Source organism: Lunatimonas salinarum (assembly GCF_017811155.1).
Lineage (GTDB): Bacteria > Bacteroidota > Bacteroidia > Cytophagales > Cyclobacteriaceae > Lunatimonas > Lunatimonas salinarum.
Window position 1 is genome coordinate 1 of the sequence record NZ_JACVCV010000030.1, and the last position, 14,883, is coordinate 14,883.

General features: G+C 46.3%; 8 protein-coding genes and 1 pseudogene. 2 read left to right on the plus strand and 7 right to left on the minus strand.

Features of this window, described 5'->3' with window-relative positions:
* Positions 1–635: 635 nt before the first annotated feature.
* The 3 genes from IAQ59_RS20980 to IAQ59_RS20990 all read right to left on the minus strand — a co-directional run bounded on the left by IAQ59_RS20980 (position 636) and on the right by IAQ59_RS20990 (position 5,881).
* Entirely contained in the window at positions 636–848 is a 213-nt protein-coding gene (locus IAQ59_RS20980; RefSeq protein WP_209332821.1) for a hypothetical protein, read from the minus strand.
* Between the two features lie 356 nt (positions 849–1,204).
* Entirely contained in the window at positions 1,205–3,475 is a 2,271-nt protein-coding gene (locus tag IAQ59_RS20985; protein ID WP_209332822.1) for a hypothetical protein, read from the minus strand.
* 78 nt (positions 3,476–3,553) lie between these two features.
* Complete coding sequence (locus tag IAQ59_RS20990) at positions 3,554–5,881, minus strand: hypothetical protein (protein WP_209332823.1); 2,328 nt, start codon at positions 5,879–5,881, stop codon at positions 3,554–3,556.
* A gap of 273 nt (positions 5,882–6,154) precedes the next feature.
* On the opposite strand from IAQ59_RS20990, the gene IAQ59_RS20995 reads away from it, so the two are divergent.
* Positions 6,155–8,776: a DUF4838 domain-containing protein gene (locus IAQ59_RS20995; protein ID WP_209332824.1), complete on the plus strand. Its 2,622-nt coding sequence runs from the start codon at positions 6,155–6,157 to the stop codon at positions 8,774–8,776.
* Between the two features lie 1,278 nt (positions 8,777–10,054).
* Here IAQ59_RS20995 and IAQ59_RS21000 read toward each other — a convergent pair.
* The 3 genes from IAQ59_RS21000 to IAQ59_RS21010 form a co-directional block, all read right to left on the minus strand.
* A complete protein-coding gene (locus tag IAQ59_RS21000; RefSeq protein ID WP_245189763.1) occupies positions 10,055–10,897 on the minus strand; it encodes a carbohydrate-binding family 9-like protein in 843 nt (280 codons plus the stop codon).
* Between the two features lie 502 nt (positions 10,898–11,399).
* Positions 11,400–11,981, minus strand: a complete 582-nt coding sequence (locus IAQ59_RS21005; protein ID WP_209332825.1) for a hypothetical protein — start codon at positions 11,979–11,981, stop codon at positions 11,400–11,402.
* A gap of 133 nt (positions 11,982–12,114) precedes the next feature.
* The gene (locus tag IAQ59_RS21010; RefSeq protein ID WP_209332826.1) at positions 12,115–13,206 is read right to left on the minus strand and encodes a T9SS type A sorting domain-containing protein; all 1,092 of its coding nucleotides are present in this window, start codon (positions 13,204–13,206) and stop codon (positions 12,115–12,117) included.
* Between the two features lie 318 nt (positions 13,207–13,524).
* Here IAQ59_RS21010 and IAQ59_RS21015 point away from each other — a divergent pair, with 318 nt between their 5' ends.
* Positions 13,525–13,713 (plus strand): hypothetical protein, encoded by a 189-nt coding sequence (locus tag IAQ59_RS21015; RefSeq protein WP_209332827.1) that lies wholly within the window; start codon positions 13,525–13,527, stop codon positions 13,711–13,713.
* Positions 13,714–14,608: 895 nt separating this feature from the next.
* Here IAQ59_RS21015 and IAQ59_RS21020 read toward each other — a convergent pair.
* Positions 14,609–14,883: pseudogene (locus IAQ59_RS21020) on the minus strand (hypothetical protein); the annotation flags it as partial.

Genomic DNA, 14,883 nt, shown 5'->3' on the forward strand with positions numbered 1-14,883 from the left:
AATAGTACAATTTGAATTGTTCGGTTTAAAGCAGGGGGGTGTTTTTCAAAATCCCCAAAATGCCCCTTAATTAGAGAATCAGAGGGCTTTTTTACAAGTTTTCGGATTTAGTCGGATGACAGTAATTTTACGCCCTTCTGAATTTAAACGAAAATAATCGTTTGCAAGTGGAACCATCCTACAAACCCTTAATGACCAAAGCCAATTCAGGAAACCCAAAAGCCGATCCGTTATTCCAGGATTTCCGGCTTATCCTTCTATTAATCTTCTCCCCACGCTGGCCTGTAGCCTAATTTGTCCAGGCACATCCTATATTCTAAAACATCGGCTTTCTCTAAGAAAAGCTTGTTTCTAAAATTAAGGATTTCTTCCATAGGAAAAAATACCCTGATAGGGGTATTTTTCAAAGGCTAGGAGAGTTGTCCGGTTTAGTTGAAGCGATGTTACCCTCTAGCAGCCGTTCTCCAAGGAGGGCAATGGAGCAAATCCCGCGGTAGATAGACCTAAACTAGGAAGATGGGAGCTGAGAATGCTCCAAAATAGGAGGGTCAAAAAAAGGGGATTATGCTCGATAGCAGACCTATTAGCTCAATGATTCTGATATAATTTGGCCATTTTGAATAAAGGGATGCATTTCAAAGTTCATCCAGGAACTCTTTTAGCGGTGTGCCTTTTATTTTCCCTTCCTGTATAAGTTTCACCTCCCTAAGACCCTGCTCAAGCCCTTCCAAAGCTTGCTGTTCGGTGTCCACTGCTTCGTCCTTTACCTTTTCCAGTCCCAGGTTTTTGACTAGCTCCAGGAAGAAGGCATACTTATTATCCGGGATGTTGATCGTAATCTTTCTCATGGTTGGATAGGCATTTTTTGAGCGTTTCCATTGGTTTTCATCGTACAGCAGATAAAAAAACGCGTTTTGATTGATATAATGAAGTTGCGAACTTAATGCGACATAGAAAAGTTTCAGTGTCCTAGCAGGAGGCCCCGGTCGTTTTGCGGTCAGGCCATCCTGCAAGGCTGAATGCACGATCAGCGAGGGATAGTGTGAGCGGTTTCATAGGATAAGCCATTTCTTCGGCGTCCAAGATCTTCGAGGAACCTATTATCCGGCCAAGGTACCTGGCTTTTGTATTTTGATCAATGATTTGTTCCCCCGAATCCTTGGACGCTGCGTATTTCGAATAATAATTTCGGGATGAATCGACTTTATTTTCTCCCCGGAGCGCTGATGACCCCCAGGTACCTTCCCATCCAATAGGGAAGTAAATAGGTATCTCCTGCGCTGAGCTCAGATCTTCTGTCGCCTGCATCCAATTTGAATAGGTTTCGGTTATGCTTCAGTTCGGGACGCTCATCCGGAGGAAGCACCTCCGCGGTTAGCTGTCCCCAAAATCCAGGATCCCTCATTTCAATATCCTTCCGATGGCTGTTTTCGGTTTTATACTCGATCATGTCCAGGGGAAATTCCTTCAAATGCCAGATGGACTCTTCCAAGTCAAAATCGCTAGCTCCCGTCATGGCATAGCAGAAATTCCAGAGTGAGTTCTTTTCTGGCCGCTCAAATTCCCAGTGATCTTTGATCGCTTCCCTGTAAATCGGCTTTAAGGAATCATGCAGGGCATATGGATACAGCCCCCAATAAGCCAGAAAGTACATTTCGTCGTCGCTGTGGTTCCATTCCTCGGAAAGCATCTTGCTCCATGCATCTGCATCCTCGGGTGCCTTTCCGATTTGGCTGAAAGGTCGGGTCAGGTTTTCCAGATACCCGTGGTTTCGGATCAGGTCCTCTGCACTGTTCTTGTAGATTTCCTTTCCGGTAAACTTGTAGGCAGCCTGCAAAAAGGCGATCAGGTTGGAAGAATAGACTTTTCGGTCTCCGATCATGGTGCCAAACCGGTTGATGAATTCGGGATTCCACCTTCCCCAGAGGGAGGGTTTGCCATCCACATCCACCAAGGTATAGTTATTGGCCACGATATAGCCCATCAGGTCGTCCAGCAGTTTGATGGCCCGGTTTTTCCAGTCTTCCTCATCGATGTACTCCGCTATCAGGATCAGGGCAAATACCTGACCCACCGTCTGATCGCTGCTGGCAGAAGCTCTCCAATCCCATTCCGGATCTTCGGAATGGTTCCAACTGACGTTATTGTTATAGCCCTCATACCAATAATTCTCCACGTAATCCCGGTATTCCTTTCGGAATTCATGATAGCCGCTACGCTCGAAAGTTCTTCCAAAAAGTCCTGGAATCCGGGTAATGTGGTGCAACCTCTCCATGGCCTCAAAAGCCTCGTAGCAGTTTTGCTTGGCCTCCTCGGATTGGGTGACCAAATAGCGGAAAAGCTGACTTCCCAGGTACATCCCGGTCCATAGATTGTCACTGTCAGCGATGCTGTTTTGGGTGGTTGCCAACTGATGGTCCCGCAGACGGCTTACGTTCGCATTGATGCCATAGCGGATATGACGCTGCCTGACCTGTTTTTCAAAAACCATGGCCTTGTCCTCCAACGTCATTTCTTCAAAGACGATCTGGCCCAAGCCTCTGTCGGTAAGAATCAGCACCGACTGTTCAGGGCCCTTGGAGATATGAATTACCTGCTCTCCCGGAAGCCAGCGCTCTCCATGGTAATAGTTGAACTTTCCATCCTCTTTGAGCATAAATGCTCCTTTGGTTGATCCAAACCACAGCTTTCCGTCAATCTCTTGGATGGCAGTAAGGACCGGCCAAGGCAACTTAGCGTTGAGAGGTCGGGTCACTTGGCCTGAGGCATCGACCACCACATATCCTTCCTGCGTGCCCAAAGCGATTACTCCGGAAGCCAGCAAATCAAATGCAGTCAGCCCCACACCGGAATAAACCTGCTTTTGCGCTCCCTCTTTTTCCGAAATCCGGTAGAGGGCAGTGGAAGTCAGGACATAAAACTGGCCGGTTTTCGAATCATACTTGCTGTCCAAAACAGGAGATTCGACCTGCCCGGAAAATTTTGCCTTTGAATCCTGGATCAGGGTATAGGAATTTCCCGAGGCGATCAGAAAGGAAAAGTCCTTGCCTGCTGCCAACACATCGGCCTGCGAAATTTGATGCCTGGAAAACAATTTTCCTGCCCAGGCATTGCTGAATACGGCCTCATCATCTAGATAGACAAACTGGTTTTGGTACAGGATGAAATCAGCGACCTTTTTGTCAAGCATGGGCCGGTACCGGATGTCCGGATCAATGGTGCCGGGGTATTGAAAATGTCCGTTGACGGGACTCATCAAGCCTTCGGAAGTCAGGATTTGGATGACCTCATTTCTATCCACAAAAGCTTTTTTGAAGGTTAGCTGCTCATCATCCGAATAGAATTTGACCGCAAAATCCTGCAGGTAGGGCACATCCTGATAAACCGAAAGGGATGCTGTTTCCGGTTCTGCTTTTTTCTCGCAGGAGAATAGGGTAAAGACAGCAAAAGGAAGGAGGTACGCTAATTTCTTCATGAGGTTGGACGGTGATAGCTTGCTTTTTTAAAGGACCTGGAATTAAATCCAGAATGGGTTTCGTATGGGAATCAGGAATTATCTTTTGATCAGCCATACATCGGATACTCTGGAGTAATCTCTCCAGCGGATATGAGACTCTTCGGGACGGTCAAAACTCACGGTGATTTTACCGTCGCCGACCACATCTCTGGGCACGATGAATTCTTTCATTCCGCCCAGTTCCTTTTCATACACCAAAGGTTCCAAGCGCTTGCCATCAATCCGGATTAAGGCCTCCCCAAAACCGGTCACCCGTATCAAATAGCGGGCATTGGGGTCCAGATCTTCGTATTTCAGGATTGGCTCGACCTGATAGACTTGGGAGGAAAGTCTCCACCGGCTATAGCCACTGTCCCACCATCCAAAATCCACGGCATCGTATACCGTAGTGGTCACGTGAGGGCTTTTGGCAATGTTGGACACATCGTCGTAGTAGCCACCTTCACCGGGATTTTCCCAGTTGGCGATCAATTCCAGCCGCTCTTGCTTTTGCTGTTCCGAGTCCAGCTTACGGATGGCTTCAAACTGGTCTGCCATCCACCACCTGTTGTTGAGCGGATAATCCACAAAATCCAGGATGCATCCCCTTTGAGAATTGCTCGCCTGGAACTTGTCCACGCTGGTCTGCAGGCCAATAGACGTAAACAGGGCGTGGGCATAGTCCTCGATTTTCTTTCGGGATTCCCGCTGAATAGGCTGGGAATCGGCCAGATTGACCAGTTCCAAGGCCTGCTTCATGGCTGCTTCTACCCCAAGTGTCTGATATTGAAGGAGGATCTTATTGGCTTGTTTTTCAAGATCGGTTTCGTAGATTTTTCGCTGACGCACATACGCATCGTAGTAGGCCCTTATCACCAGCATCTGCCACCTCCAGTTACCGGAAAGCTGGGGATTGCCCGTTTCCAGATTTTTCCAATACGCAAGGGTTGGTTCTATACTGCCGTTGTCTACGATGGAACCGTCCCAGTTTTTTTCCAAAGCTAAAATTCCCTCGGCGGCTTTTTTAGCCAGGCTAGCATCAAAGAAAAATCGGGCATATTCGGTGAGAATATCCAAGGTGTTTTTGTCCGGATCCCAGCCTCGTTGGCTCCAAACAACCTTATTTACATCATCGTGGGCGCCATCCGAGTAGGAAACAAAACCGTCTGTAAAAGGAGCAAATTTGTTATGGACCTGTCCGTAGAACACCGGCATAGGGTTGATCCCCTCCCGGCCAATGGTCAGGGCAAAAGCCTGGTCAAAGTTTGGCGCCGGGTAGTCACAGCGCACGTTGTGGGTGATGTCGGGATAGTGCCTGTGCTTATACTGCTTGGGAAGCCTGAAGCGGGTCTCTGAGATCGGAGGACTGCTGGGACCCGACACTACGCCACGTAGCCAGGTCGGTTGGTGTTGATCCAAATATTGGTAAAAATAATCCACCTGTTCCTGACTGAATCCCTGAAGGGAAATCCAGATGCCTGCGTTGGGATGGCATTTGATCAGCCGGGCATGCAGATCCCGGAGAAAGGGCATCACCTCCTTGGGATGGTTATTTCCGGGGTCTCCACCCGGGAAAAAGATATTGTCCAGCCTGGGCACTTTGGGGTAATTGGCCTCGTGGATGTCCAATTCTTTGGCCCGAATGGCCGGATCGCTCAAGTCAACGGTGGCCGGAGTCCAGATCCAGTATTCGATGTCGTACTTCTCACAGATCTCACTTATCTTCACGTTCATCTCCTCTCGGGAGATTTTGAAGTGAGGACTGTTGTCCTGGCCTCCATCAGGTGGAATGTTCTCGATGGCATTGGTGCCAAACAGCACCAGATCACGGATATACTGATCGTATTGTTCCACCGACCAGGCATCGTAGGAATTGGCGGTATTTCGGTAGCCGATTTGATGTCCTCGCAGGGAGTATTTCGGTGCAGAGGCGAAGTCAAGTTTGTCGTCAATCAGAAACTGTCCTTTGCCCAGGGTGGAGGTTCGGAGCAATTCTCCGATTCCGAAGATCACCGCTCTGGAATCCGCCCCGATAATCCAAAGAACATTGTCCTCCCAGACAATCCTGAAACCTTCCGGCTGAAATTCAGGCGAATTGCTTCCCCTGGATTTTGGGAGGTTTTTTCCTTCCAGCTGGGCCGAAGAAGATAGGGCGAGTGCTATCGTGTATTTTCCGGCTGCATTCCAGTTCTCAATCGTGCTAAGGCTTATTTTGCTACGTTTTCCGACTTCCTCCCGCAAAATCTCCAAAGCCGAGTCCCGAACCTGGGATTTGATATCCTTTGAAATGAGGACATTTACCTTGGATAGATTAATGGATTCAGCAGGGGCGGTTAATCGGGAAAGAAATAAGCAACAAAAGAGTAGCGCGATTTTTATTCTCATGGACAAAAGGCTGACAGGGTGATTGGATTTTGGCAAATTGATTTTTCAAGTTCTCCCACACAATACTCGCTGTTTCGGAATTTGGGCTATCCAATAGCCTGTACGTCCCGAAGCCCAGTATGTTAGGTAGAAATTCCTTCGCCTCATTTATCCCCTTAAAACTCCCTTCAACATACACGAATACATATACTTAACTTGAACCTGCCGGACAAATCCCAACCCTTGGAAATTCCAATCCAATTATTGGGGAAGCCACATAACCCAATCTTGTGAATGAAAAATCTGCTGAATACCCTGTTTCTTTTCCTTTTGATGGGACTTCCAATTACCGGACTTTGGGCCGAAACCCAACCTACTCTTGAGTTCCGTCAGGTAACCATTGTGCTGGGCAATGAGTCAGGAAGTGTGGAAAAACGGGTGGCAGAATTGCTCAGAAACCGGATACTGGAAAAATCTACCATCCAGATTTCGATCACTCAAGAGAATCCCAGCCCTACGGCAAATGGCTTGGTCGTCCTATTGGGAAGGCCTGAGTCCCATACCTCCATCCAGGCTCAATTCCACCAAAACAGGATCCCTGCATTGACCGACTTGGCTCCCGGAAACGAAGGTTTTTTGCTCAAGCAATTGGGTCCCAAACTCCTTTTGGCAGCCGGAATAGACGACCGGGGCTGCCTCTATGCGGCGGGGGAACTTCTCCGACAACTTTATTTTGGAAAGGATTTTATCCGAATTCCTGCTTCCCTACACATTCGAACAGCTCCGGCTTTTGAAATCAGGGGGACACAATTCGGACAGAGCGGAGTGGCAAAAAGCTTGGCGAAAGTCCGAGACTGGACCGATGCCGAAACCCAAAGGGTAATTCTCGATTATGCACTTGCCGGGGCAAATACCTTCAGCGTAGATAAGGGTCCGATGGTTGATTTCATTCAGTCCTTTGGCCTGATGACCCAGGGAGGATTTGGGGCCAATACTGCGCCTGAAATCAGAAATCCGGCTTGGAAGGCGTTCGAATCCATCGGAAGGGAAGGCTACGTGTGCCCCTCCGTGCCTGCGGCTAGGGACTACATGCTTCAAAAGTTTGAGGAATTTGCCAAAACCAGCCCCTCTTACGACCTGCTCAAATTCCATGGAGGTGATGGAGGCGGATGCGAGTGTGACCGCTGCGATCCCTATGGACTGACCTTTATTCAGTTAGTAGAGGACATGGCCCATCTATTCCATAAATACCATCCCCAGACAAAGATTTACTTCACCAATCAGAAGTTTGACAATGCAGACGATGAGGCCATTTTTAATTTCCTTCGGGAAAAACCCAGAGACTGGCTATGGGCATGGGGCTATGGCCCGGGTTCGGATGCGACCACCTGGCAGCCCGGACACCGACAGACACATCGCATGGATCTGTTCCGGTATCCGGGATTTGGACCTTATGGCTTGTATCCCCAAGAGATCAACCGGCAAATGCCACCGCAGCACAGGCTTTTGTATTACAATGAACTCACCCACTGGAAATACGCCCAACATGCCTACATTCAGATGTATCCCCGTGCGGACAAAAACGGCGACCTTCCGCCCCATTGGGGCCATGACATTTATGAGCGCCGACCCGATCAATTCCTGACTCAAGTTTATAACCGACTGACTTTCTACGCCTGGCCCAAACACTACCATAGGGTCTTCAATGACCTCATGCGTCATGGCATCGGAGACATCACCCATTCATCCGGCAATCACGATCACTTCAATCAATGGATGTGGCAGCGATTACTTTGGAATCCAAGAGCCACGGTGGAGCAGGTGGTAGCCGAATATGCCAAAAACTGGTTTGGCCCCGAAGCAGCTCCGCAGATGGCCATGGCGATTTTCCAGATGGAAGAAAACCTGGAAGAAATCCCCGGTAAACCCCTGCCAGAAAAAGAAGGCATCCTGTCCTACTACCAACTGGTAACCGAAGCCGGAAAGGTAATGCCCGAAAACTGGAAGAAAGACAACTGGCTCTGGAGAATGTACCTCCAAAAAGGTGCTTTGGATCGCTACACCCAGCTTATGGTCAGCCAACAATTGAACCTGCAACAAGAAATAGAGGAGTTGCTTAGAAGCCAACCCAAAAACAGGGTTTCAAATTCGGTATTACAACAGGGTTTGCAAAAATTGCAAGCTATCCATCATGAAAGCCCTGAGATGGTAGCCTTGAAGTCTTTGGCTTTTCAGTTGGGAGAAGAAAGCAATGCCCTATTTGGAACCCGAAGCGAAGGACTATACAATCTGGAGCATGATTTCATCGGTTTGGGTTGGCTTGATCGTCAGCTTCGCCGCGCTTTATCAGCCGAAGGAAAGCAGCGGGAGGAGTTTCTTTCCATGATCACGGATTATGACAATCCAGGAGAAGGCGGACAGTACGACAACCTGGGCACTGCCAATCATGCCCCCAACGTCGTTTTTGGCTATCCTTATGACCATGGGCAACCTTATGTGCCGCAGATGCTTTCCGAGGGCAATCGCCCCAGTCAGCGATCCATGCACTTCACCCAAGACGAATCTCAGGGGGTTACACTTCACTACCGCGATCTCGATCCCGATGCCCAATACAAGGTCCGATTTACCTTGGTGCGTCCTTGGTATCAGGAGCGCTATGCCATGCGGATGAACCAGAAATCCGAAACCATCTTTGCAGATGATCAGGTACTGGCCCAAGATCTGGAACTCCCGCTACAGATGAGCGATCACTTCACGTTTGAAATTCCTGCAAACCTGACCAAAGACGGAGAGCTCAGTATCCGGTTTCAGAATGCTGCCGATGTGGCCAATGGTGACCGGGTCAGCGTGGAGCAATGGAGGAATTCGGGGGGATGGGGGACCTTGGTATCAGAGGTATGGCTGATCCGGGAATAGAAGTATCGGGGGTTTCGGTAAAGTCAGTCATTGCGAGCGAAGCAATTTCGTTTTTTTGTTGAATCGTCGGACTGTCGAATCGTCGGACCGAGCTGTTTACTATCTCGATCTTAAACCTTCGCGAGTCTTACGTCTTAAATCTTATGTCTCCTAAAGTGGATTGCTTCGGTAAGACCCGTCATTGCGAGCGACGTAGGAGCGAAGCAATCTTAATTCGCGGGTTCAGACGGCGATGTGGGATCGATAGTTTCTCGAGTCTTACATCTTATGTCTTATATCTTAAATCTTACGTCTCCTCAAGGAGATTGCTTCGGCTTGATACTACTTATCAACTTATTGAACGATTCCGATTGTATCCTACTCAGTATCTGAATTTCGGCATACCTTCAAGCCTCGCAATGACGGGGAGTTCATTGGCTTAGATTGGGATCGCTTCGGATTTTTGGTGCTGGGCCGAATGTAGGCTCGAACGATTCGCGAGTCTTAAGTCTTGTGTCTTATGTCTTACGTCTTCTAAAAATTTCATATCCCACATCTAAATGTCTATCTGCACCTCAACCAATCCTGTGTTTTGGCGAAAGGGGGATGGCACAATGAACAGGATAAGCGGCCAAAACGGGGGCAAAGGGGCTTTTTTGGCCCCCGGGTTGACACCCGGGGCTATAAACATGCCACCCCTTTCGGGTTGGGGATTTCATCCGACAATATGGTTGCTACGCTTTTTGGGTGTCAGCGATAAAACGAACTCGTGAATGTTTGCAATATCTTAAGTCTTACCTCTTCAAAGGGGATTGTATTGGCTGAGATTAAGGTCGCTTCGGATTTTTGTTTCTGATCCGATGTAGGATCGAAAGATTTGCGAGTCTTATGTCTTAAATCTTACGTCTTATGTCTTCGAAAAACCTCACATCTCATATCTAACTGTCTACCTCCACCCCAACCATCCCCGGGTTTTAGCGAAAGGGGGATGGCACGATGAACAGGGTTAGCGGCCAAAACGGGGGAGATCGGTGATCGGCTTTACCCGGGGTTGACACCCCAGGTTATTGTTGTTAAGCCCTTTCAGGGCTTGGGGTCTTTTTTGAAAGGAAGTTCAATTTCCCCAATCCGAAAATCCATAAATTCGTTGAATTTGCTATCAGCATTTAATGGTGTGAGCCGTTTTAAGGGATAAGCAATTTTTCAGCTTTGAGATCTCCGAGGAACATAATTATCCGGCCAAAACTCATGGTTTTTGTTTTCTGGTCAACACACTGTTTCTTTCAATACGGCTGTTGGTTATGAGGGTAGCAGTTCGGTGGTGAAGTGAACCCTGCTGAAACATTCGGGCAGATGGGTGTCATAGATCCCGTGTTTGTTCATCGTCCACGCAGGATGCGGGTGAATTTCCTTGCCGGAGGTTACCATTTTCTGGAAGCGTCCGAAAAACATGCGCCAACAATCGCCGTTGGTCGGTGGAAGCGACCTGCCATTGGCCAGCCATTTCAGGCTTTTCCATGGAATAGCTATTTCCGCGGTCCATCCCTTATCCACGGTCGTGTTGTCGTTGATCTTGCCGTCTACATTTACGGCAGTCTGGAGTCCCGGCATATCGTAATCGAGAAAGGCCCAGCGTGTTCCCCTGGGATGTCTTCCCCACCAGAATGTACTCCCCGTCCGGTCGTAGTCCCCTCCAAACGTAAATGCGGTCTCCTTCGTTATGTCAAATTCAGGCACATCGAATTTACCGCCTTTTTTATACGCATCTCTCCAGATAAAAAACACTTCGTAGAGCGTATTGAGAGCGTTTATTTCAAGTTCATAATAGCAATCTCCACCATCAATAAACAGTTCCAGGTCATTGTCAAGGAAAACGATGGAATCCCTTTCGGTTTGGGTGGCACTGACGAAGGGTTCTTCTGCCCAGAAAGCCACGTAAAGGTATTTATCGTTCCACAGGGCGGCCGCCCGGGTATCATAGAGTCCCGGATCTCCCGTTACCATATCCACAAAGCGGCCGGATTTGGCAGCCTTCATCCAAACAGGTTTGGTCAGATCACTAGCGATTTGAATGGATTCATTCGTTTTGTAACAGGTATAGTTGGCAATATCTGATTCCTTACATTCAGGGCTAGTGTTCATGGTTTTATTATTGGTTTCTTAATGGTCAAGATTAGTTCCCGCTTCAAAGTTGGAGTTGCTTGCCAGTCGGAAGACAGGAAATTCCTCCTTACCGGCAGGCCGCATGATTAAAGGTGGTTGTACGCTGAAATGGTTTCCTCAGGCCTTGACTCGGATAAAACAAACCTTGTTTAGGGATATTAGCAAGATTTTTCTCGAAATAAATGCAATCAAATGAATAATTGAAATTCCTCGAACAATCGATACGGTTTCTTTTCTGTCCTTTCAGGGCTTTTCATTCCTTCGAATTTTGGTTCTGGACAGGATGTAGAGTAGAAGGATTTTGCGAGTTTTATGTCTTATGTCTCCGAGGTATGTCTGCGCCGAAATTTAAATGATATATGCTTCGCGATATAGGTAGATATTTGCCTTTGGCATAATGGATACCCATATGAAACCGTTTATAACGAAAGCGTCACACTAGAATGATTATAGTAGCCAGATTCCACCCGGTTATGGCCTTTCAAAAACTCTTTCCCAAACTTATTCCGGCAAAAATGGGGCTAAAATTATTAGTTTCATCTGAATATTTGGGAAACCGGTAAAACGGAGTATACGCAATTCTGAAGAAAAACCCACCTTCAGGTTTTTGATACCTATAGCCCAATCTAAGAGGAATATACGTACCCAAATAAATCTTATCAGTACTACTTAGAAAGTCAGGATCCCTTTTGACAGTTACAGATAAATAGGGGGTGATCCCCGATCCTATTTCTAAATGATGTTTGGAATTTCCAAGGAAAGCTGAAAATTCCAAAGGTATTGAAGGAAGCAAATAGTTTGTCTTAGATGTATTATAAGGCTGCTCTGATGTATTGTGAGGCCACATCGAAATACCAGCACTTGCAGACAGCTTTAAAATTCCTTTTTGATAAAAAATACGGCCATAATTTAAGCTATACCAACCTGCATTTCCACCTACTTCAAGATAAACTGAATTTTTGGCGGAAAACGCTTTGGATTCAGTTTGGGTGTTGCCGTCAATGCCCAAAGTAAGCACAAACAATAAGGTACTGATTAGTGGCAGGATAATTTTAGAGATCATATATAATTAATTAAATATATTACTATAATAAATTTATTTCACCAGCTAATTTTTTATAGGTAAAAATCTTACCAGTTTTATCGTATGCACTTAGAATCCCGTTATTGACAAACGCCCTAAAGGACTTAAACTTTTATTTTATCAAAACCCTTTTTCTATACACCTCTTTACCTGAGTGTATTCGAAGAAAATAAATGCCCGGTTGAAAATTATTTGTGTTTAATTTGATCTTACCAGATTTTGATACTCCCGATTGGACCAATTCTTCCTGCTTATTGTAAAGTTCTATTTGAAAGTATACTTCAGTAGAATCGTTATTTCGAGATTCATCCTCGGCATTTAGTGTATGAAAGTGAGCAGTTTCATTCATGTCATAATATTCTATATTTAGTTCACCTTCCGCAGGATTGGGATAAATCAAGAAGTCTCCACTGCCCATATAGTTGCACGGGAACACTGTCAGCCCAGTATATGGAGAAGGGGAACCACATCCATTATCGATTGAAACCCTTACCGTACCGTATGAAGAATAGGTGGTTGGCACATATAACTGTATGATATTATCTGAGGAATATTGTACCACCCAACCAGAAGGATAGGTCCAATTGTAGCTGTAACCATTTTTATGCCCCCCTGCCGTATTCGCAGTGTAGGTGTAGGTATTTCCACCACATGCAGCTACTGTTCCAGATACGGATACTTCCGAACTATTAAATGAGCCAACTCTCACAGAGTATGTTCTGCGCGTGCTGAACCATGAATTGTCCTGAATGGGAATACCTCCATAATGAATGGACGATTGCACTGAGATTTCATAATTTCCGGAAGGGGTACCCAATGGAGCAGTTATATTAACGGGATTTCCGGTAAACGCTGTATTCCCATTTCCATTAATATCCCAACCTGATGGAGCAGTCCATAAATAGGAATAGTGATAGGTGCAATCCGGGTCATCCCCCGGTAAAGATGGATTACTAAAAAAGGAATAAGATTGCTCTGTACTGCAAACAGTTGGCCCTGTAATGGGGTTTGGTATTTTTACTCTTGAGTTTACATTTACGGACGCACTTCCATTATTACCACCCAAAAAAAAACTATTTGCGGCAACTTGAACCTGATAATGTCCAACATCATCAAATATATAGTAAAAATTCTTTCCGAACCCCCCTCCTAAAATAACACCGTCTTTAAAAACAGTCCAATGAATAAGTGCTGCAATTGACATCAATCCCCAAGATAGTCGGATTGGCTGTGAAAGTGTGAGAAGAATCGTTAATGGGACAAACAGTAGAAGGGCCTTCGATTTCGATATTTAAGGCATCTGCAGAATTTAAACCTATAAGTGAAGACAATACTATGAAAAACAGCATTCGTTTTTTGAGGTTAAAATGTCCCCCCAGACATTGTGCTTCTTTTAGCTTCAGCAAGTATTGGTTCATAATGAGTCTATTAATAAAATTAAAAGTAAGACTCTAATTTAAAACTAAAAAACGAATAATAATAATTAATCCATTTGTTTTTAAATCAAACAGTGAGCATAACGGTGAAAGAGAGATTGTACGATGAACAGAGTTACCGGCCAAAGCTTGGGGGAAAAGGAGGTTTTTGGTCCCCCGGGTTGCCATCTCTGGCTATAATCACGCCACCCCTGCTTCGGCAGAGTCCGTCATTGCGAGTGCCGCAGGAGCGAATCAATCTCAATTCGCGGGTTCAGGCGGCGATATGGGATTGAAGTTTCGCGAGTCTTACGTCTTACTTCTCAGCCCTAAATCTTACGTCTCCTCAAGGAGATTGCTTCGGTAAGACCCGTCATTGCGAGCGACGTAGGAGCGAAGCAATCTCCAAACCAGAGCTTAAAGGGATTGCATCTAATTAGATCGGGATCGCTTCGGATTTTTGGTGCTGGGCCAGATGTGGGGTCGAAGGTTTTGCGAGTCTTATGTCTTACGTCTTATGTCTTACGTCTTTTCAAGGAGACTGCTTCGGCTTGAGACTACTTCTCAACCTATTGACCGATTCCGATTGAATCCTACTCAGTATCTGAATTACGGCATATCTTCAATCCTCGCAATGACGGGGAGTTCAATGGCTTAGATCGGGATCGCTTCGGATTTTTGGTGTTCGTCCGGATGTAGGATCGGAAGTTTTGCGAGTCTTATGTCTTATGTCTCAAGTCTTATATCTTAAATCTTACCTCTCCTCAAGGAGATTGCTTCGGTAAGACCCGTCATTGCGAGCGACGTAGGAGCGAAGCAATCTCCAAACCAGGGGTTAAAGGGATTGCATCTAATTAGATCGGGATCGCTTCGGATTTTTGGTGCTCTTCCGGATGTAGGATCGGAAGTTTTGTGAGTCTTATGTCTTATGTCTCAAGTCTTATATCTTAAATCTTACGTCTCCTCAAGGAGATTGCTTCGGCTTGATACTACTTATCAACCTATTGAACGATTCCGTTTGTATCCTACTCCGTATCTGAATTACTGCATATCTTCAAGCCTCGCAATGACGGGGAGTGCATTGGCTGAGAGTAGGATCGCTAATGATTTTTGTTTCTGATCCGATGTAGGATCGAAAGATTTGCAAGTCTTATGTCTTATGTCTCAAGTTTTACTTCTCTGTCCTAAATCTTACGTCTCACCAAACAACCGCTCTTCCTTCAAGATTCTCATCACCGTGCCCTCGTCAGTTTCCATTACCTTGGCAATAAGGGGTATCGGCATATTTTCTTTGTAGAGATTCATGATGCCTGATCGTAAAACCTCCATTTTTCCTTTCTCCAGCCCGATCAATTCTCCTTCCTCTCGGCCTTTCTGCTCGCTGGCATCTAGGGCGTTTTTCAGGTCGCGATAGCGCTTCAGGCTCTGCTCGTAGGCTCTGCGGTCCTTTTTTTCCAGATTTGTCA

Excerpts from the sequence above, each read along its gene's own strand:
- IAQ59_RS20980 (WP_209332821.1), bottom strand. The coding sequence starts at position 848 with ATGAGAAAGATTACGATCAACATCCCGGATAATAAGTATGCCTTCTTC.
- IAQ59_RS20985 (WP_209332822.1), bottom strand. The coding sequence starts at position 3,475 with ATGAAGAAATTAGCGTACCTCCTTCCTTTTGCTGTCTTTACCCTATTC.
- IAQ59_RS20990 (WP_209332823.1), bottom strand. The coding sequence starts at position 5,881 with ATGAGAATAAAAATCGCGCTACTCTTTTGTTGCTTATTTCTTTCCCGA.
- IAQ59_RS20995 (WP_209332824.1), top strand. The coding sequence starts at position 6,155 with ATGAAAAATCTGCTGAATACCCTGTTTCTTTTCCTTTTGATGGGACTT.
- IAQ59_RS21000 (WP_245189763.1), bottom strand. The coding sequence starts at position 10,897 with ATGAACACTAGCCCTGAATGTAAGGAATCAGATATTGCCAACTATACC.
- IAQ59_RS21005 (WP_209332825.1), bottom strand. The coding sequence starts at position 11,981 with ATGATCTCTAAAATTATCCTGCCACTAATCAGTACCTTATTGTTTGTG.
- IAQ59_RS21010 (WP_209332826.1), bottom strand. The coding sequence starts at position 13,206 with ATGTCAATTGCAGCACTTATTCATTGGACTGTTTTTAAAGACGGTGTT.